We start from the raw sequence: 20,280 nt of genomic DNA on the forward strand, positions 1-20,280 counted from the left end.
AGGTGCCTTATTCGCGCGTAGCAATCGGAATCGTCTCGTTCACGGCCCGCTCGATCCGCGTGTCGTCGCCGCTCTGCTCGAGCGGGTCCTTGCGCAGCCGGTGGCGCAGCGACAGCAGGGCCACGCGCGCAATATCGGCGGGCTGGGCGGCGGGGCGGCCCTCGAGCGCGGCCAGCGCAACCCCGGCGCGGCAGAGCGTCAGCTCGCCACGGTGGCCATCGATCGACAGCGCCACGCACAGCCGGGCGGCCGCCAGCAGCGCGGCGTCGGTCAGCTCGACGCTCGGCAGGCGTTTTTGGGCCGCGCGGATCTTGCGCCCGAGCTTGGCCTGCTCCTTCTCCCAGCGCTCGGCAAACACGTGCGGGTCGAGGTCGAAGGCGCGGCGGCGGCGCACAATCTCGACGCGCTCGGCCACGTCGTCGATCGTGGTGATGCGCGCGTGCAGGCCAAAGCGGTCGAGCAGCTGCGGCCGCAGGTCGCCCTCCTCGGGGTTGCCGCTGCCCACCAGCACAAAGCGCGCCGGGTGGCGCACGCTCACGCCCTCGCGCTCGACCACATTTACGCCGCTCTGGGCCACGTCCAGCAGCAAGTCGACGAGGTGATCTTCGAGCAGGTTCACCTCGTCGATGTACAGAAAGCCGCGGTTGGCGCGCGCCAGCAGGCCGGGCGCGAACGACTGCACGCCATCGACCAGCGCGCGCTCGATGTCGAGCGCGCCGACCACGCGATCTTCGGTGGCGCCAAGCGGCAGATCGACCACCGGGACGGGCCGGGTCGAAGGGCGAAGGGCGAGGGGCGAATGCCCGTTGCCGGCTTTTGCCTTTGGTTTTTCGTCTCTCGCTGCCTGGCAGTGCGGGCACACCGGCGCGGGCCGCGCGGGGTCGCAGTTGTAGGGGCAGCCCGTCACCGCGCGCATTGGCGGCAGCAGCGCGGCGAGCGCGCGCACGGCGGTGCTCTTGGCAGTGCCGCGGTGGCCCATCACCATCACGCCGCCGATGGTCGGGTCGACCACACACAGCAGCAGCGCCAGCTTCAGCTCGGCCTGCCCGACGATCGCGGTGAACGGGTACACCGGCGTGGCTTTAAGCTCCGAGCGCTGCGAATCGACATGTTCCTTACCGTTGGCTATTGCTTGCATGGAATCCTCAACAGAAAAGCTGCATCGCCCCTACTGATCGTACAGCGGCTCAGGGCTGGTTGAAAGTGAAGAACTCAACACTCAGCACGCATAACTCATAACCCCGCTACGCGTCGCCCGCCAGCGCCACCAGCTCGGTGAGCGTCGGCTGGGTGCTGCGAAACGCGCGCACATTCACGCGGCGCAGCAGCAGCAGCGAGGCAGCCAGCATGATCGCCTCGATCAGGAACACGCTTATGTAGCCGCTCGACGCGCTGCCGCTGGCGGCGGTGACGATATCGCGCACCACGCCGCCCAGCAGCATGCCCACGCCGCGCGCCAGCGCGTCGGCCACGCCCCACGCGCCGATAAACAAGCCCACCTGCTCGGGCGTGGTCATGTCGAGCATCAGGCCCAGGTTGGTGCTGGTGGCGATGCCGGTGCCGAAGCCCAGCGCAAACACGCCGGGCACGAACAGCGCCTGCGCGTCGGCGATACCGCTGGCGGCGATCAGCAGCAGCCCGGCGGTGGCGATCAGCGCGCCCAGCAGCGCGCCGGCCTTTTTGCTCAGCCAGCGGCTCAGCAGCAGCCCCTGCAGCAGCAGCGCGATCAGCGTCGCGCCGCCCCACGTCGCCGTCAGCTGGGTGGTTTGCTGCACGGTCATGCCGAACTGCTGCGCGCCATACGGCTCGAGCAGAATGTCTTGGCCGAGGATGGCCGCGAGCAGCAGAATCAGGTACAGGAAAAAGCTGCGCGCCTGCGGGTTGCTCAGCACCACCCGCAGCGCGGCGCGCTGGCTCACGCGCGACTGCGCGTGCGACGGATCGCCGCCGGCGGAGGGCTCGAGCGCATCAGTCGCCGCTCGCTCGCGCCTGGGCATTTTTGGCTCGAGCCCGGCCAGGCCGAGCGCGCCGATACCCAAGGCGATCAGCGCGGCCCAGTTGAACACGCTCACCAGCAGCTCCGGGGTGTACTGCGCCAGCGCGCGGCCGGTGACGATCGCGGTGACGATAATGCTGACGATCATCATGAACCACATGATCGCGATCGTGCGCGAGCGGTAGCGCTCTTCCGAGAGATCGCTGGCCAGCGAGAGGTAGCCCACCACCGCCAGGTTATAGCCGATGCCCCACGCGCCGAACGCCAGCAGCCCCAGCAGCACGCCCGGAACGCTGCTGCGCGCCATCAGCAGCGCGACGTGCGGCGTCAGCGCGGCCCCGCCGATGCACAGCAGCAGCCCGAGCGCGATGTAGGGCGTGCGCCGGTACCCGCCGATCGGGTGAGTGTCGGAGTGCTGGCCGACCCACACCTGCAGCGGCGAGAGCAGGTACGGCAGCACCACCAGCACCGCCACCACCGTCGCCAGGATGCCGAGGTCGTGGATCATCACGCGGTTCAGCACGCCGTTGATCAGCACAAAGGTGATCGCCACAGCAACATGCAGCATGCCCAGGCGGACGGTTCGAATGATCGCCATGCGTGCCCTCCACAAGCTAGAGTCTATCGCCGCATCGTACATGCAGACTGGTTGCGCAAGCAGGTTCTCTCGGAGGCGCGGCTGCTCCCAAGCCCACGGCAATGCGCACCATTCAGGCAAGTTCCGCATTACACCAGCTAAATCGCACTGCCGACCGCCTGCGCCTGCACGCCCTCGAGGCGGTCCTCGAGGTCGCCGTAGATCTCGCGCAGCGCGGCGAGCGTGCTCTCGTCGGCGTCCCAGAAGCCGCGGTCGCTGGCCTCGAGCAGCCGGCGCGCAATCGCCGCAGTCGAGTGCGGGTTCAGGCCGGCCATACGCTCGCGCAGCGCCGTGTCGAGCAGGAAGGTATCGGCGACGCCCTGGTACACCCAGCCCTCCACCGCGCCGGTGGTGGCGCTCCAGCCGTAGGTATTGCCGACGCGCGCCTCGATCTCGTGCACGCCCTGGAAGCCGTGTGCGAGCATGCCCTCGAACCACTTCGGGTTCAGCAGCTTGGCGCGCGTCTCGAGGCGCACCATCTGCTCGAGCGAGCTAAGCCGCCCGGTGGTGCCGAGCGCGTCGGCCACCAGCACCGGCGGGCGGGCGCCGCGCAGCTTCTCGACGCTCTTGGTGATGCCGCCCAGGTTCTCGTAGTAGTGGTCGATGTCGCTGATGCCGACCTCGAAGCTATCGATATTCTGGAAGGTCGCGTCGACCGTCGCCAGCGTGCGCTCCATCACCTGGCGGGCCTCACGCCACTCGCCGCGCGGGCCGTAGGCGAAGCTCTTGCGCCCGACGAACGCGTCGGCCAGCTGGCTGTCGTCGTCCCAGGCGCTGCTTTCGACGAGGTGGTTGACATTGGCGCCGTAGCTGCCGGGCGCGTTGGCGAACACGCGCGTGGCGGCCTCGGCCAGCGGCACGTGCAGCTCGGCGGCCTGGGCCAGCGCGTGCTTGCGCACAAAGTTGAACTCGGCAGGCTCGTCGGCGGCGGCGGCCAGGCGCGCGGCCTTGTCGATCAGCAGCATCTGGTGCGAAAGCAGGTCGCGGAAGATACCGCTGACCGTCACCAGCACGTCGATGCGCGGGCGCCGCAGCTCGGCCAGCGGCACAAGCTCGACATCGCTGACCTTGCCAAGCTCGTCGAGCACCACCCGCGCGCCGAGCAGCGCCAGCGCCTGGGCCACGCCCTCGCCGTCGCTCTTGAGGTTATCGGTGCCCCACAGCACCAGCGCGACCGTCTCGGGCAGGTGGCCCTGCTCGCGGGTCAGCCGCTCCAGCAGCTCGCGCATCAGGTGCTCGCCGGCATCCTGCGCGGCCGGTGTCGGCACGCGGAACGGGTCGAGCCCGTGGATGTTCCGGCCGGTCGGCACCACCGCCGGGTTGCGCACCACGTCGTTGGCCGGCGAGGCCGGAATATAGCCGCCGCGCAGCGCGCGCGCGAGACCGTTCAGCTCTTGCTCGTCGGCCATGTTGTGCAGCAGGTCGTACAGGTATGTCCACAGCGACCGCAGCTCGCCGGGGCGGATGCCGGCCTCGCGCTGCAGGTACGCCTCGGCTGCGGCGTAGATCGTCGCCCGCAGATCCGGCGCGCGCCCGGCGGCGGCATGCGCGGCGTACTCCTGAACCAGCAGGCGCATCGCCTCCTTCACGATCGCCTCGACGCGCTCCCAGCGCGCCTGGGCGGCGGCGTCGCGCCGCAGCGCATCGCGGGTGGCCTGGTAATCCCAGCCGAGGCGCGCGGCCACCAGCTGCGGCAGCGGCACCGGCGTGGCCGAGCCCGCGAGCACCGGCCGGTAGAACGCCGCCACCAGCGCGAGGACATCGGCCAGCTCGGCCGGGCTGGGCGTGCTGCCCAGCACGTGCAGGCCCACCGGGATCATGCGCTGCTCGACCAGGATCAGCTCGTGCGCCAGCGCGGCGACAAAGGCGTCGGCATCGTCGGCTGGCGCGTCCAGCGCGATATCGAGCCGCTCGGCCTGGGCCTTGATATCGCTCAGCAGCTCGGCGCTCGGGCGGGCGCGGTAGCCGTCGATGCTGTCTTTCAGCAGCCGCAGCCCGCGGTAGAGCCCGGCCTGCTGCAGCGGCGGCACCATGTAGCTCACCAGCGTGGCCGCGCCGCGTCGCTTGGCGATGGTCGCTTCGGAGGGGTTGTTGACGCTGTAGTAGTAGAAGTTCGGCAGGCCGCCGAGCAGCCGCGCCGGCCAGCAGCGGCTGCTGAGGCCGGCCTGCTTGCCAGGCATGAACTCAAGCGCGCCGTGCGTGCCGAAGTGCACCACCGCGTCGGCGGCGAACACGCGATCGATCCAGGTGTAGAAAGCCGCAAAGCCGTGGTGCGGCGCGGCGTCTTTGGCCATAAGCAGCCGCATCGGGTCGCGCTCGTAGCCAAAGCTCGGCTGGATGCCGACGAACAGCTTGCCGAAGCGCGCGCCGAGGATGTGGAAGCTCCTGCCGTCGTTCAGCAGCTCGCCGGGCGCCAGGCCCCAGAACGGCTCGATGTCGGCGTAGTCGGGGAACAGCCGGCGGTACTCGGCCAGCGGCAGCTGTGCGGCCACATTGCCGTCGGTTCCGTACACCTGGGCGTTGCCGTCCACAATCGCCGCGCGCAGCTCGTCGGCCGTCGGCGGCACGGCCACGTCGTAGCCCTCGGCGCGCAGGCGCACCATCAGGGCGTGCAGGCTGGCGAACACGTCGAGGTAGGCGGCGGTGCCGATGTTGCCGAGCGTGGGCGGGAAGTTGAACAGCACCACGGCCAGCTTCTTCTCGGCGTTGGGCTTGTGGCGCAGCGCCACGCGGCGCGCCACCCGGTCGGCCGCGCGCTCGATCTGGTCGTGCAGCGCCACAAAGCGGTCGCTGCCCTCGGTTGGGCCGCCAAACACCAGCGGCTCGGCCGCGGCGTCGAGCTCGGGCAGCGCCACGTTCATGGCCAGCTGAATCGGCGCGAGGCCGGTGTCGTCGCGCTGCCACTCCTCGACGCGCTGGAACGCCAGCGGGATCATGTCGAGATAGCCGACGTCGAGCGCCTCAAGCGCCACGCGCGCCTCGTCGGGCCGGCTCTCGGCCATGCCGCCGATCAGCGAGAAGCCCGCGCCGTTGAGCAGCACGTCCACATCCGACGAAGAGCGAAGCGCAAAGAGCGAATCGGCGGCTTTGGTCTTTCGCCCCTCGTCCTTTGCCTTAAAGAACTTATCGATCGCCGGCCGGAAGTCGAGGCTGGCGCCATAGGCCATGCGCACTTCAAGGCCGCGCGCCTCGAGCGCACGAAACAGCGCGTCGAGATGCGCGGTGTTGCCGCTCAGCGCCACGGTGCGCAGCGAGAGCAGGCCGACGGTGCCTTTTCCAGCCGGCTGGCTCTTGGCGCGTGGCTCGTGGCCTTTGGCCAGCCACTTCTGGTACGCGGCCAGCTCGCCAAACGGCGCCGGCGCGTCGGGGTGCAGCAGCGCCACCTCGGGGTACTCGATCGGCTCCTCGATCGCCAGCCGGCCGCCGTAGCCCGGCACATAGCGCTCGATCAGCAGCGCCAGCATGCGCCGCAGGTTCTCGGGCGAGCAGTGCATCCAGTACTGGTGCACGGCAATATAGGTGTGCAGGTCGCGGGCCTTGCCGGGGATGTGCTTCAGGATCTTGCCGAGGTTGCGCAGCACCGCCAGCTGGCGCTGGCCCTCGCCGTGGCCGCCCTTCGGGCGAAACTTGCGCGCCCAGGCCATCAGCGGCGAGGTTGGCGCGTCCTCGGCGCGCTCGCGCGCCCGCAGGTCGAACTTGCCCAGCCGGGTCAGCCGGATGAGCGCCGGGTTGCTGGTGATCACGCACACCGGGCAGCGCGCGCCGGCCAGCACGCGCTGCAGCGGCCGCACGTACTCCTCGCCAAACAGCATCGCGCCATACACAAAGTCGGCGGCGGCGACATCGGCGGCCAGCCTGGCCCAATCGGCCTCGGAGCGCAGGGCCGGCGCGTCGTATAGGCCCAGGTCGAGGGCGATACCGCTTTCGCGGCGCAAGCGCTCGGCAGCCGTGCGCAACGCCGACGCGTGGTTGCCGTCCATCGTCAGAAAGATGAAGCGCATAGTTACCTCTACGAGCCGAGAGCTGGGAACCAAGAAGCGGCACAGCGCAGTGCGGCCTTGGCTCGCAGTCCTTGGCTCTGCTGATCAGGCGGTTTTCATAGCATGGTCGCGGCCTGGCCCTGGGTAGTTCGGGAAGCCCGCCAGCCCCTTCCAGCGCGTTGCGTCGGCGGTTTGCTGCGCCGGCAGGCGGAAGGTAGCCAGCAGGCGCAGGCCAAGCGCCGCCTTCAGGCGCGAGGCGCGCAGCTTCGAAACCGCGTCGCCGCGCGCGTCGAGCGCGCGGGCCTGTGCGTCGTAGCGCACGCAGGCGTCGAGGTTTTTGAAGAACTGCGGATTGTCGACCGGCAGCGTCACCGGGTACACCTGGGTGCTGATGCTGTTGGTCAGGCGGATCACGCGTTGGTCGTACTCGCGCCAGTTCAGGCCCAGCGCCGAGTAGAAGTCGGCGCGGCGCGCGTCGTTCAGGTACATCGTGGCATACACCGCCAGCAGGAAGAAGCGGATCCAGCGCCGGTTCACGCCCTCGAGCAGCTCGGGCTGGCTGCGCATCAGCAGCGAGAAGAACTCGCCGTGGCGGTACTCGTCGTTGCACCACTTCTCGAACCACTTGAAGATCGGATGGATCATGCCCTGCGGGTGCTGCTGCAGGTGGCGGTAGATCTCGATGTAGCGCGCGTAGCCGATCTTCTCCGAGAGGTACACGCTGTAGAAGATGAACTTGGGCTTGAAATACGTGTACTTCTTGCGCGTGTGCAGCACGCCCAGGTTCATCTCCACGCGCAGGTCGGCCATGGTCTTGTTCAGAAAGCCGGCGTGGCGGCCTTCGTCGCGGCTCATGCACTGGAAGATCCGGCGCATGACCGGATCTTTCAGGTGCTTGACCATCTCGGCATACAGGATGCAGCCGCTAAACTCAGCCGTGCAGCTGCGCTCGAGGAACTCGACGAACTGCGCGCGCGCCGGCATGCTGTCGAAGCCGGCCAGAAACTCGTCGTTGCGCACAAAGTGGCCTTTGTTGTAGTCGCGCTCGAACTCGCCGCAGATCCACTCGAACTCATCGCGCATGTGCTCGACATGGAGCTTATCGACGGCCTTGTAGTCGGTGGTGTAGAAGCGCGGCGTCAGGATGGCCTCCTGCATCGCGTGCTCGGTGGTGGGCGTGAACTCGCCCGGCATCTGCATCATCGTCGGGTTGAACCAGAACATGCAACACCTCCAGTAGGCAGCCGGCAGCAGGCAGTAGCGGCGCTCGCTGGCGACTGCTGGCTGCTCACGGGTGCTCGACCAGCTCGTTGATCTCGGCCAGGCTGCTGCGCTTCACCAGGTAGCGCTTGAGCCAGCTAGCTTTGTACAGCCGCACGCGGCTTGGGTAGGTCAGCTCGCCCTCCGTCTGCCCGTGGTGTTTCGGCACGCTGAGCAGGTGCAGGGTGTCGCCGGGCTCGATCTCAAGCTCGGGCGGCATGTCGACATGGAGGTGAAAGTGGTCGTGCTCGCTCTGGAGGTGCACCAGCGCGTCGCCCTCGCGCACTACCTCGCGGTTGTACCAGCGCGCCAGGGCCACGCCGGCCACGCCAAGCAGCGCGGCAACCAGTAATTTGCGCATTCTCGCTCCTTCGGAGGCGAACGCGGTAGTTCCTGCTCTGAACTACCGCGGCGTCGTAAAGCCCGTGGGGGTTTGGGGCCTGCGGCCCCCCAAAAAACTCTCTTGGCGGGGCGTGTATGGCAGCAGAGCTAGCATACATGCCCCACCGTGGAGGTTCGGAGGGGGCAAAGCCGCTCCGAGCCTCCTTTTCCGATGAAGCCTATTGGCGGCCGGCGCGCGGCGCGGCCTCTACCAGGGTCACGTGGTAGAAGCCGTGGCTCACGCGCGCGGTGCGGCGCACCTGTAGGCCGCACTCGGCCAGCGTGCGCGCCACCTGCTGCGGCGCGATCATCTGGATCTCGGTGCGGCGATGGTTGCTCGGGAAGCGCCCGCCCAGCCAGTGCAGCGCCGCCAGCAGCCGCTCGCGCGGCGCATAGGTGAACACCATCGGCCCGCGCGTGCGCGCCGCCAGCGCCCGGCAAATGCCCGCGAAGCCCGGCGCCGGGTAGTGCACCAGCACGTCGAGGCACGCCACCGCGTCGTAGCGCCCGTCGAGGCCCTCGATATCGCCCACGCGGAAATCGACCCTGTCGCACAGCCCGGCGGCGCGCACCGCCTGCTCGGCGGCGCCTACCATCTGCGGCGAAATATCCACCGCCGACACGCGCAGCCCGCGCCGGGCCAGCGCCACGCTCAGCAGCCCGGTGCCGCAGCCGGCATCCAGCACCTGCGCGCCAGTGCCGGCCTCGCCAGCCCCCTCGCAGATCCACTGCTCGGCCAGCGCCAGCATACGCGCGTGGCCCTGGCGGATCGTGCGGCGGATGCGCGACACCTCGGCGTCGCCGTAGATCGCGCTCCAGCGCTCGAAACCCAGCCCATCGAAGTAGGCCAGCAGCCGGGATTTATGATCCGATACTTCGGTCATAAGCGAATTCGCAGTGCCATGCTTCACCTCGTTCAGCATGACATCGACATCAATGGCTCAGGAAATACACGATCACTTCGTTGACAAAGTAGTAAGTGGTGAGTGCTGAGTGTGGATCTGCTCGCACACATTCCACGCTCAACACGCACGGTTCACAGCTCGGAGCTTACTTCCAGCCGCCGATCACATTGAAGATCTCGCGGTCGCCCAGCGGCGAGGGCACCTCCGAGCGCGGCTGGTTCAGCAGGTAGTCGGCCATCTCGGTGAACGGCTGCAGGCACACATCCTTGCCCGGCCCCTCCATCTCGAACAGCGTCTTGCCGGCCAGCCGCGAGCGGCGGATCAGATCGTGGTACGGCACCTTGCCGATGATCTCGGTGCCGACGGTGCTGGCGAACTCGTCGAGCAGCCCGATCCCGCCGCCGTACTCGTAGTCGACGCGATTCGCGATAATGCCGGCCAGCTTCACCTTGTAGCGCACGCTCTTCTGCTTGATCGCCAGGCACAGCCGGTTGGCGGCGAAGATGCTGTCGAAGTCGTTGCAGGCGATGATCACGCCGAAGTCGGCGTAGTTCAGCGGCGCCGAAAATCCGCCGCACACCACGTCGCCCAGCACGTCGAACACGATCACGTCGTACTTGTGGTACAGCCCGAACTCATTCAGCAGCTTCACCGTCTCGCCCACCACGTAGCCGCCGCAGCCGCTGCCCGCCGGCGGCCCGCCCGACTCGAGCGTGTCGACGCCGGCAAAGCCGTGCTTCACCACATCGTCGATGTCCACATCCTCGATATGAAAATCGGCTTCGGTCAGCACGTCAATCACGGTGTTTTGCAGCGTACCGGTGAGCGGGAAGGTGCTGTCGTGCTTGGGGTCGCAGCCGATCTGCAGCACCTTGGCGCCCTGCAGCGCGAAGGCCGCCGAGAGGTTCGCGCTGGTGGTGCTTTTGCCAATACCGCCCTTGCCGTAGACCGCGAGCGTGAGACTCATGCCAGTTCCTCCTTCGAGCAGAACCGAGAACCAAGTGCTGAGAAGCGCTATCCCAGCTGGCTCGTGGCAATGCCGCCTAGTGAATCCACCTGGTTCGCATTCATCGGGGCTCAGCGCCGAGCGCTGGCCGCTGTGTTGGTTCTTGGTTCTCGGTTCTTGGTTCCAGCGCGCGCCCGAACGCCTGCGCATACGCCGGCCCATACGGCTCCAGCGCGGCGTATACGTGCGCCGGCACCACGCGCGCCTCCATACGGCCGAAGCGCGAGCGCACGTACTGCAAATTGCGCAGCATCTTCATCTCGATCACGCTGCGCGCGAACTCCAGGCCTTTCGGCCCACGCCAGCGCATCATCGCGGCGATCAGCTTGCGCACCGGCGCGGGCGGGCGCCGCCGCGGGCTGGCCAGCCCGGCCAGGTAGCTCGCCACCGCCGTACGCCGGTCGCCCGCGTCCAGCAGCTCGCGGAACTCCAGCAGCGGCCGCACCAGATCGAGCAGCGCCTCGCCGCGCGCGTTGCGCACCATCACCCACTGCCAGCCAAACGGCGCGCCCATGTAGCCAAAGGTGATGTCGGCCAGCGTGTTGGCGTAGTCGAAGCAGGCCAGGCAGGCCGACGGAAACACATCGCCCAGGCGCACCATCGGGATGTCGATGAAGTTCACCTTCTCGAGGTGGCCGTCCTCGTGGCGCAGGTGCACGCTGAAATCCTGCATGAACTCGAAGTGCACCACCGTGGCGGGCGATCGGCTGACGATCGACAGGAAGTTTTGCAGGTCGGGGTAGGCGACGTTGTCGCTGCAGGGGATGCCGACCACGTACAGCTCGTCGAGGCCCAGCTCGGCCTGCGCGGCGCGCAGGGCGTGCACCTGGCAGCCCACGCCGATCACCGCCAGCTTGCGCACGCCAGCCGCGCGCACTTCGTCGAGCAGGCTCAGCCCCGGCGCCAGGCAGGGCTTGTTGCCGGCGCTACCGATCACCTCGGCCGGCGTGCGCGCCAGAAACGGCTGGGGCGCGAAGCGCGTGCCCGGCACGGCCCGCGTGGTGATCACCGCGTCGGCCAGGCCGCGCTCGAGCAGCAGCGCGCCCAGGCGGGTGGTGATGCCGCTCCACTGCGCATGCGGGTTGGGCTCGCGCAGCCGCGCGGCCAGCACCTGCCGGCACACGCCGAACAGCTGCTCGTCGGCCGTGGCGCGCGCGCGGCCGTGCACGCGCTGCTCGATCGCGGCGGTGCGATTCTCGACGAACACGCAGCTCTGAGCCATCAGCGGGCGCATGCTCGTGTCGCAGAAGCCGCAGTCGCTGCACAGCTTTGGCCGGCCCTTCAGCCGCGCGTCCTGCGAAAGCAGCGTGATCGTCTGCAGGCCTTTGGTTGGTCCATCCATAGGTGTGTGCTTTCCTAGCCAGTGTGGGGCGAAGCCGTCGCTCTGCCTCGTCCGCCGCCTCGCCTAGCCTTGGGGCGCGGCGGATTCGCCCTTACGTCTACCCACCCAGCGCCTCTTTCGCCGCCTGCAGCACGTCGACGGTGATCGACGCCAGGCCGCGCTCGCTGGCATACTTCTCGACATTCCGCTGCACCCGGCCGCGCACGAAGAACGGCACTTTCTTCAGCATGGCCTGTGCGTCGGCTGTCCAGGCCGGCGACACCTGAGCAGGTTCGCTGCTCGTGTCTTGTGCCTCCGGTTTCGCCTCCTGGGCTGCCGGCTGCTCGCCGGCGCTTGGCGGCTGCTCGTACTCCAGGCCTGCGTCGCCGAACAGGTCGATCAGGTGTTTCTCGAGGCCCAGCGTGGCGGTGGTATACACCTCATCGGCAATCACGTCGGCGCCGTCGAAGCCCAGCATCGGCCGGTAGCCCAGCAGGTGGTTCTCGATATGCGTCGGCGGCGCGATCACCATGCACGGGATGTCGAGCTTGCGGCAGCTGTGGCGCTCCATCTGCGTGCCGCACACCAGGCTCGGCTGAAGCTCGCCGATCCGCGCGGCCACGTCCTGAAAGCGGTCGGTCACCAGCAGGCCGTCGGCAGCTGGCCGGCTGCCGGCTGCGGTTTCGGGCAAGTAGCCCGCCAGCTGCTCGCTCACCCAGCCGGCCTCGTGCGCCAGGTAGGTGCCTGCGCCGGCGATCTCCATGCCCAGCTCGTCGTGCAGAAACTTCACCATGCCCACGGTGTGGGTCGCGTCGCCGAACACAAACGCGTTCTTGCTGCTGAAGCTTTCCATGTCGGCGGTGCGCGCGAACCACGGCACGCCGCTTGGCGCGCTCATGCCGTCGAGCGAAAAGGCCGTGAGCGGCGGCAGGTGTATGGGCGCGGCAGTCGCGCTCGCGAGCGCCCGCGCCGCAGGCTCGTCGAGCGCCGGCTTCGCCTTTACGGCCGAGCCTACCGCGTTGAGCATTTCGACAAGCTTGTTCAGCCACTTCAGCGTCGGCTGAACGCCGATCGGCGCGTCGAGCAGCGCGGGCGTGCCGAACTGCTCTTCGAGGTACTCGGCCGCGCCGCGCCCCAGCTCACGGTACGGCGCAATGTTCAGCCAGGCCGCCGGAAGCCGCGCCAGGTCGGCCAGGCCGGCGCCCAGCGGCGCCACCACATTCAGCTGCACGCCCAGCGCCGCCAGCATCCTGCGCAGGCAGATCAGGTCGGTGCGCACGTGGAAGCCCAGCGACGCCGCGCCGACGATGTTCACGCTTGGCTGGGGCGTCAGCGGCTGCGGGCGGGCGTAGCGCTTCACCAGCAGCGTAAACAGCCCATCGGCCGAAAGCACCTCGGCCATGCGGTACGGGTTGGCGTCGTACACCAGCACCTCGGCCTGGGTGCGCGCGCTGTCGGCGACGATCTGCAGATCCTCTTGCAGCAGTATCGTGCTGCACGAGGCGCACACCACGATCAGCTCGGGGTGCAGCTTGGCCTCGACCTGGCGCAGCGTCTCGGGCAGCCGGATGGTGCCCTGCGCCAGGTCGCGCCCGCTCACCACGCTGGTGGTCATCTGCGGGAAGGCCGGCGTGCGCTCAAGCATGGTGAAGATCGGGTTCACGTAGTCGTCGCCCTGCGGCGCGTGAAACACCGCGTGCACCTTCTGCATGCTGTTGGCGATCCGACCGACGCCGTGGTGCGCCGTGCCCTCGTACATCCAGAGTGCTAGTCGCATCTGCGCTCCCCAAAGTCATCAGATCGGCGGCGCGAGGGCGAAGCTTCGCGCGCAACGTTGCGTTCGGCTCATCGTCAAGGCGGCGCTTCGGCCTTAGCGTATGTGGAGCGGGATCGCCCCCGGCATCAGCCCGGCGCTCCACACCGGGTCGTCCAGCGGGTCGAGCCGGGCGTGGCGCGCGAGCGGCTTGGTGAACATGCCCGCCAGCGTGCCCGTGCCGGCCCAGCCGTGGATCGGCATGAACGCGAACTCGGTGCTCCACTTCGCCACCACGCCCTGGCCGATCAGCGGGTTGGTGGTGCCAAGCGCGCTGATCACCAGGTCGGGCTGCTGTTCGGCGATCGTGCGCAGCTGCCGGTCGAAGTTCGGCTGCTCGATCACCGGCACGCCCTCGAGCGCGGCCAGCTCGCGCGCGTGAAACTTTTTGTTCACATACGGCGTGCTGCACTCGACGATCTCGCAGCCGCAGGCGCGCAGAAACCGCGCCAGCGGCAGCTCCATCAGCGTGTCGGCGGTGAACAGCACGCGCTTGCCGCGCAGCCGCTCGGTGTGCGGCGCCAGCCGCGCCCACGCCTGCGCCTCGCGCTCGCGCAGGTCGACGTCCAGTCCAAACAGCCGCGCGAGGTCTTCCCAGAAGGCGCGCGTGCCGTCGGGGCCGAACGGGAACAGCGAGCTGAGCAGCGTCGCGCCGCGGTCGCGCGCCAGCCGCGTGGCCACCTTCGAGAGGTACGGCTGCAGCGGCGCCAGCACCGTGCCCGGCCCGATCGGCGGCAGCTCGTGGAAGTGCGTGGCCGGCAGGAAGCCCGCCACCGGGATGCCCAGCCGCGCGGCCTCGAGCGCGAAATCGTCGGCGATCGCGTCGTTCACCGAGCCCAAAAACACCACCCGCCGGTCGTCGGGCGGCGCGGGCGGGCAGAACGGCAGCAGCGCCTGCAGCACCGAGTCCTCGGCCTGGCTGAAGGTGTAGTCGAGCCCGCTGGCCGGCACAAACAGCACCGGCAGGTCGGGCCGGCTCAGGTGGCGCGCCAGGCCGTCAAACTCGACCTTCATCACCTCGGGGGTGCACGACGACAACAGAAAGATCACCGAGGGCTTGTGGTCGGCCCGGATCTCGTCGATCAGCGCCTCGAGCTCGGGCTGCGGCTTCGAGAGGTCGGTTTCTTCCAGCAGCGCCACGCCGAAGCGCGGCCGCGCGAAGATCATCACGCCCAGCGCGTTCTGCAGCAGGTGCGCGCAGGTGTGCGTGCCCAGGATCAGAAAGAAGCTATCTTTGATCTTCTGGTACAGCCAGCCTACGCACGTCAGCCCGCAGAAGCTGTGGTACAGGCCATCCTCTTTTTGAATGCTGATCGGCGCCATGTGTTCTCCATTGCACCGCGCCGGGTGCCTGCTAGTGCGTAGTGCGTAGCGTGATGCGAGCTTACGCACTACGCACTACGCACTAAGTTGCCCGAACCCTCAACCCCTCGTTACACCGTGCCCTGGAAATTCGTGTCGGGCGCGAGGTCGGGCCGGGTCTGCTTCAGCTCGATGATCTGCTCGCCCGTCAGCACCTTCGACTCGTCGAAGCCCAGGTCGATCTGCGTGCTCAGGCCGTGGAAGCTCACCCGCCCCAGGTCGTAGAAGCGCTTGCTCATGGTGCTTTTGGCGAAGGCGCGCAGGCAGCCGCGCATATATTTGCGCTTGAACGGATCCTTGATGAACGGGTACTCGAGCAGCGCCTTGCGCATATAGAAGCGGCCGTAGTTGCGCAGCACGCCCTTCAGCACATCCTCGCGGTCCATGCCGTCGGGCTGGATGATCGGCGTCACAAAGTTGTATTTCGAGTAGTCGCGCACCTCGACGCGGTCGCCCAGTTCTTCAAACAGCTCGGCGAACGGCCAGGGCGTATACATATTCCAGTTGGCCATGTCCGGCTTCCAGTCCTGCGAAAGCCGGTAGGTTTCCTCGATCGTCTCGGGCGTCTCGTTCTCGAGGCCCATGATGAACTGCGCCTCGGCGACCATGCCGTGCTGCTTCAGCAGGTCGATCGCCTTCTTGTTCTGCTCGATCGTCGTCTGCTTGCGAAAGCGGTTCAGGTTCATCTGCGCTGCCGCCTCGGTGCCAAGCGACACATGCACCAGCCCGGCTTTGCGGTACAGCGGCAGCAGCTCTTCGTCGCGCAGAATATCGGTGACGCGCGTATTGATGCCCCAGTGTACCTTCACCTTGCGCTCGATCAGCGCATTGCACATCGCGATGAACTTCTTGCGGTGGATGGTCGGCTCCTCGTCGGCCAGGATCATGAAGCCGACCTTGAACTCCTGCACCAGGCGCTCGACCTCGTCGACAAACGCGTGAGGCTCGCGCACGCGGTAGGTGCGCCAGAACTTCCACTGCGAGCAGAAGCGGCAGGTGAACGGGCAGCCGCGCGCGAAGTTCGGCACTGCCACGCGCGTGTTGAGCGGGATGTAGATGTACTTCGCCCACTCGAGCAGGCTCCAGTCGGGCGTGAGCGACTCGAGCGGCGTGATCGGCGGGTGCGCCGGCGTGGCCACCACTTTGTCGTGCTCGTCGAGGTAGGCGATGCCGCGGATGTTCGCGCGCTCGCTGTCTTCCTCGCCCGCGTCGATCGTGCGCAGCAAATTGACGATGATCTCCTCGCCCTCGCCGCGCACGATGTAGTCGATCCACGGCGCCTCGGCCAGCACCTGCGCGTACATAAACGTCGGGTGCACGCCGCCGAGGATCGCCTTGACTTTGGGGTTTACCTCCTTGGCGATCTTCAGCGTGGCCTCGGCCTTGTAGATCATCGGCGTGATCGCCGTGGCCAGCACCACGTCGGGCTGGTTCTTCTCGATGATCTGGCGCACGACCTCGTCGCTCAGGTCGTTGGTCATCGCGTCGACAAAGCGCAGGTTGCCGAACCCGGCGTTGCGCAGCGCGCCGCCGATGTACGCCACCCAGCTGGGCGGCCAGTTGCCGGCGATCTCGGCGCCGCCGGCGTGGTAGTTCGGCTGAATCAGCATGATTTTCATGGCATCGCCTCCACCACAATCCGAAATTCACAGCGCGCGGCGCCGCATGCCAGGCAGCGCTCTTCGCGCACCCGCAGCCGCGGGTCGATCAGCGTCGTCACAAAGCCTTCGAATGCCGCCTGGTAGAACGAGCAGATCGGCGCGTCGCTCGCCTGGTCGCGCGCGGTCAGGCAGCGCTCGATCGTCAGCAGCGGCGTGCGTCCAGGCGTATAGCCGAACTTCCCGCTGCCGGCGAATGTCCAGGCGTGCTTGCCGATTGCGCCGAGCAGCAGCCGCAGCCCGAGCTGCCGCGGCAGCGCGCGCAGCAGCCGGTGTACCGGCTGCGGGATGCGGTTGCGCATCACGTACTGCGACGTCAGCGTGCCCGCGCGCGCCATCACCCGGCTGGTCTCGGCGCGGCCCAGCGCGCCCAGCAGGTCGTGGTACAGCTCCACAAACTCGCGCTCGTCGATCATCGCGCCGGGGCGGTAGCTTAGCAGCCAGGGCTTGCCGATCCGCTCCAGCAGCTGCGCGCACAGCCCAGGGCCGCGCAGCTCGGTCAGGGCGTTCACCGTCTGTATCACCGCGTTTGGCCCGATCGTGCCGGCCGACTCGGCCGCTCTGCGCGTGGGCCGCTCCAGCAGATGTGTTGTCATCGCCGCCTCGTCAGTTCCACGACTACCCACATCCAATCCACCTGCACTGCGCTCGCGTGTGCGCCGCCGCTGCTTGCTAGCCAAACACCAGAGCGCGCGTTCCTGTGGCGCGAGCGCGGGACGCATCAGGACGGCCGAGTGTGCTGCGCTCGCGCGCCCGCGCTACGCCACCGCCGAAACTTCCATGCTGCGCACGATATCGCCGCGCGTCAGCCCGCGAAACTCCTCGATGCTCACGCCGCGCAGCAGCGCCACGCCCACGACCATCAGCAGCGTCTCGATGCCAAAGATCGTGGTGTAGCCAAGCTGCGCGCTCATCAGCCCGCTCTCGATCAGCACGCTTTTCAGCGCGCCGCTGAGCACCGAGGCGCTGCCGGTGCCAAACGCCTGGGCCATGCCCCACATGCCCATATACAGGCCAGTCGCGCCCTCGACGGTCATATCCATCATGAGCGAGAGCGCGCCGACGTTGTACAGGCCAGTGCTCAGGCCCATCAGCAGCAGCGCCGGGTTCAGCAGGCTGCGCTGCTGCGTGAACGCACAGACGGTCAGCAGGCCCAGCCCTACCGCCGTGCCCATGCCGCCCAGCAGCGCGATCAGCTTCTTGCTCAGCGGCAGCACCGAGCTCACAATGCCGATCAGCACCATGCCGATCAGCACGCCGCCGCCCCACGTCTGGGTGAAGGTCGTCGTCTCCTTCACCGTCATACCGAACACGTCGGCGCCAAACACCTCGAGCACCGCGTCCTGCAGGAAGATCCCCAGGATCGACAGGAACACAAAGCCGAAAAACGCGCGCACCTGGGGGTTCTGGCGCAGCAGCCCCAGCGTGGCCGTCACCACGTTGCCGGCCGGCACAGCTTGCCGCGAAAGCTCAAGCGCCGCCGCCAGCTCGGCGCGGCTTTTGCGGCGCTCCACGCCTAGCAGCCCGGCGGCCCCGGTGATCATCACGATCCAGGGCGTCAGGTTGTACAGCGATTGCATCTTCTCGGGCGTGTAGGTGTCGCCCATCACCACCTTGATCACAATCGCCGCAGCGATCGCGCTGGCGATCGTGAACGTCCAAACCACCGCCACCACGCCGCCGCGCCGCTGCGGGCTCGTCACCTCGGCGATCAGCGCGTGGTGCGAGTCGCCCGAGGCGGCGATGCCAATGCCAAACATAAGCAGCAAGCCGAACCCGGCCGCCACTGCCAGGCCCGAGCCCTGGCCCATCGCTACGGCAAGGCTGGGCAGCGCCAGGAACACCAGGCTCGAAAGCAGCGAGCCAAGCAGGAAGTACGGCGTGCGCCGCAGCCCAAACAGCGGGTGGCGGTCGGCTAGCCGCCCAAACACGATCTGAAAGGGCGACAGGAAGTGGTGCATGCCGATCATCACCGTAACCAGCACCGCCGCCACGCCCAGGTCGTGGATCGCAATGCGGTTGAAGTTGCTGGTGAGCAGCGCGAACATCCAGCCCACGCCTAGCTTGGGCAGCGCCAACCGCAGCGTCTTGAACGCCCCGCTCATAAACCCGATCACCGGCGAGCGCCGCGCTACGCCCTGCTCCATCGATGATTGAACAGCCATATGTCTGCCCTTTCCAAAAAACGCAAATGCGCTTACGACAATGTAGTAACGACACTGCACTACAACAGCAAAGAAACATTGGCAACACGAAGCCAGATCGCCCTAACGATAGGCAACCGCAGTGAAACTTGTGCTTTCCAGGGCGAACCACGCAGTTTGGCAAAGAATCGGTGATTAGAGTATAACATATAATTAACTACTTTCAATCTTTGCAAAGCCTCTAGTTTTAATTTACAATAGCTCTACATCACGGATGTGCAAAATTTCGCTGTTTACAAAACCTCTATATTTATTCTGCAAAGTGCACTCGTGCACAAAGAATGCATAAGAGCGCGCACTATGTATTGATCGTTGCATAAAAGCACATATTGGTGTGCAAACATAGTGCACTGGCTGTGAGCCGGGCCGCGCACGCCGCCGCGCCGCGCGCAGCCGCGCTGCGCCAGGCCGCGTACAAACGTAGCTAAAGCGAATTGGTTGTGCTATAATGGCCGCGGGAAACGAACACACGCGGAGAACACCACCATATGTCGCTCTACGTCCCTACCGGAACTCCCCCGCTGATCAGCACCGCCGTGGCGCGCATCGAGCGCCGGCTGCCAAGCGCCGGCGAAGTGCGCGTCCGCCAGGGCCAGCGGGTCGAGCCCGAAGAGGTCGTTGCCAGCGCCTATCTCTCCGGCACCCCGGTGATCGTCAACCTGGCGCGTGCCCTCAGCATCGCCCCGGCGCTGGTCGAGCGCGCGATGGTACGCGAGGTTGGCAACAAAGTCAGCCGCGGCGAGATGCTGGCGCGCTCGAGCCGTATCGGTGGGCGCACCTGCCTGTCGCCAATCACCGGCAAGATCGAAGCAGTCGACGCCGAAACCGGCTATGTCACGATCTCGCCCGATCCGGTACAGTTCAACCTAGCGGCCAGCGTACGCGGCCTGGTGATGGAGATCATCCCGAGCCTCGGCGTGGTGATCGAAACGCCGGCAGCCCAGGTGTACGGCGCGTTCGGCATGGGCCGCGAGCGCGCTGGCGTGCTGCGGCTACTCGTCACCGACCCTGCCGAGCCCATCCGGCCCGAAATGATCGACGCACGCAGCGCCTACGCGATCATCATCGGCGGCAGCGGCATTAGCGCCGCCGCGCTGCGGCGCGCCGCCCAAGAGCAGGTGCGCGGCGTGATCGTCGGCAGCATCGACGAAGCCGAGCTGCGCGCGTTTCTGGGCTGGGCATCGCCGGCCAGCTGGCGCAGCGGCCTGGGCGATTGGGCGTTCCCCAACGCCGATCTGCCGCTCGACCTGACGCTCGTCGTCACCGAGGGGTTTGGCTCGCGGCCCATGGCATTGCCGCTGTTCGAGCTGCTCGCCAACCACGATCGGCAAGAAACATTGATCGAAGGCAGCACGCGCCTGCGCGCACCACTGCAGCGCCCGCGCGTGGTGGTTCCGCTCTCGTCGCGCACCGCTGGCGTGCAGATCGAGCCGCCGCGGCCGGCGCTGCGCAGCGGCGCCAGCGTGCGCCTGCTCGACTCAGCGCATCTTGGCCAGGTCGGCCAGGTACGCAGCGTCAGCGCGTCGCCGCGCCGGCTCACCACGCGGGTGCGCGCGCGCGCGGTCGAGGTCGCGCTCGACGATGGCACTACGGTGCTGCTGCCCCAGGCCGATGTCGAGGTTCTGGCCTGACGCTCGCGGCACTCGGGCGCGGGTAACAAACAGCCGGGTGTTGCGCCATGGGGCGCCCATACGAGGGCACCAAGGCTGGTTTCCCTGGCGGATCAATCGCGTTGCACCCAACCAGAGCATCCAAAG

14 protein-coding genes are annotated in these 20,280 nt (G+C 67.5%); 1 reads left to right on the top strand and 13 read right to left on the bottom strand.

All coding sequences use genetic code 11. The features are described from left to right. Window positions 1–7: 7 nt before the first annotated feature. The 13 genes from bchI to U0177_RS01025 form a co-directional block, all read right to left on the bottom strand. Entirely contained in the window at window positions 8–1,138 is a 1,131-nt protein-coding gene (gene bchI, locus U0177_RS00965; protein WP_409568707.1) for a magnesium chelatase ATPase subunit I, read from the bottom strand. Window positions 1,139–1,244: 106 nt separating this feature from the next. Further along, window positions 1,245–2,594, bottom strand: a complete 1,350-nt coding sequence (locus U0177_RS00970; protein WP_409568708.1) for a BCD family MFS transporter — start codon at window positions 2,592–2,594, stop codon at window positions 1,245–1,247. Between the two features lie 137 nt (window positions 2,595–2,731). After that, a complete protein-coding gene (locus U0177_RS00975; RefSeq protein ID WP_409568709.1) occupies window positions 2,732–6,667 on the bottom strand; it encodes a magnesium chelatase subunit H in 3,936 nt (1,311 codons plus the stop codon). Window positions 6,668–6,718: 51 nt separating this feature from the next. After that, window positions 6,719–7,837, bottom strand: a complete 1,119-nt coding sequence (gene acsF, locus U0177_RS00980; protein ID WP_409568710.1) for a magnesium-protoporphyrin IX monomethyl ester (oxidative) cyclase — start codon at window positions 7,835–7,837, stop codon at window positions 6,719–6,721. A 64-nt stretch (window positions 7,838–7,901) separates the two neighbouring features. Further along, window positions 7,902–8,234: a hypothetical protein gene (locus U0177_RS00985; RefSeq protein ID WP_409568711.1), complete on the bottom strand. Its 333-nt coding sequence runs from the start codon at window positions 8,232–8,234 to the stop codon at window positions 7,902–7,904. A 199-nt stretch (window positions 8,235–8,433) separates the two neighbouring features. Continuing rightward, the gene (bchM, locus tag U0177_RS00990; RefSeq protein WP_409568712.1) at window positions 8,434–9,138 is read right to left on the bottom strand and encodes a magnesium protoporphyrin IX methyltransferase; all 705 of its coding nucleotides are present in this window, start codon (window positions 9,136–9,138) and stop codon (window positions 8,434–8,436) included. Between the two features lie 166 nt (window positions 9,139–9,304). Continuing rightward, a complete protein-coding gene (gene bchL / locus U0177_RS00995; RefSeq protein WP_409568713.1) occupies window positions 9,305–10,126 on the bottom strand; it encodes a ferredoxin:protochlorophyllide reductase (ATP-dependent) iron-sulfur ATP-binding protein in 822 nt (273 codons plus the stop codon). Window positions 10,127–10,226: 100 nt separating this feature from the next. Further along, a complete protein-coding gene (locus U0177_RS01000) occupies window positions 10,227–11,507 on the bottom strand; it encodes a Coenzyme F420 hydrogenase/dehydrogenase, beta subunit C-terminal domain (protein WP_409568714.1) in 1,281 nt (426 codons plus the stop codon). Window positions 11,508–11,604: 97 nt separating this feature from the next. Beyond that, window positions 11,605–13,263 carry a ferredoxin:protochlorophyllide reductase (ATP-dependent) subunit B gene (locus U0177_RS01005; RefSeq protein WP_409568715.1) on the bottom strand — a complete coding sequence of 553 codons (1,659 nt, stop codon included), beginning with the start codon at window positions 13,261–13,263 and terminating at the stop codon, window positions 11,605–11,607. Window positions 13,264–13,356: 93 nt separating this feature from the next. Then, the gene (bchN, locus tag U0177_RS01010; RefSeq protein ID WP_409568716.1) at window positions 13,357–14,622 is read right to left on the bottom strand and encodes a ferredoxin:protochlorophyllide reductase (ATP-dependent) subunit N; all 1,266 of its coding nucleotides are present in this window, start codon (window positions 14,620–14,622) and stop codon (window positions 13,357–13,359) included. Window positions 14,623–14,732: 110 nt separating this feature from the next. Next, on the bottom strand, window positions 14,733–16,280 hold the full coding sequence (gene bchE / locus U0177_RS01015; RefSeq protein ID WP_409568717.1) for a magnesium-protoporphyrin IX monomethyl ester anaerobic oxidative cyclase: 1,548 nt from the start codon (window positions 16,278–16,280) through the stop codon (window positions 14,733–14,735). Next, window positions 16,277–16,915 carry a bacteriochlorophyll 4-vinyl reductase gene (gene bchJ, locus U0177_RS01020; RefSeq protein WP_409568718.1) on the bottom strand — a complete coding sequence of 213 codons (639 nt, stop codon included), beginning with the start codon at window positions 16,913–16,915 and terminating at the stop codon, window positions 16,277–16,279. Before bchJ ends, bchE begins: the two co-directional genes overlap by 4 nt. A 162-nt stretch (window positions 16,916–17,077) precedes the next feature. After that, on the bottom strand, window positions 17,078–18,484 hold the full coding sequence (locus U0177_RS01025; RefSeq protein WP_409568719.1) for a BCD family MFS transporter: 1,407 nt from the start codon (window positions 18,482–18,484) through the stop codon (window positions 17,078–17,080). A gap of 527 nt (window positions 18,485–19,011) precedes the next feature. Between U0177_RS01025 and U0177_RS01030 the strand changes: the two genes are divergently transcribed. Further along, the gene (locus tag U0177_RS01030) at window positions 19,012–20,154 is read left to right on the top strand and encodes a hypothetical protein (protein ID WP_409568720.1); all 1,143 of its coding nucleotides are present in this window, start codon (window positions 19,012–19,014) and stop codon (window positions 20,152–20,154) included. Window positions 20,155–20,280: the final 126 nt, after the last annotated feature.

It is taken from the genome of Kouleothrix sp. (assembly GCF_046328425.1).
In the GTDB taxonomy this organism is placed as follows: domain Bacteria; phylum Chloroflexota; class Chloroflexia; order Chloroflexales; family Roseiflexaceae; genus Kouleothrix.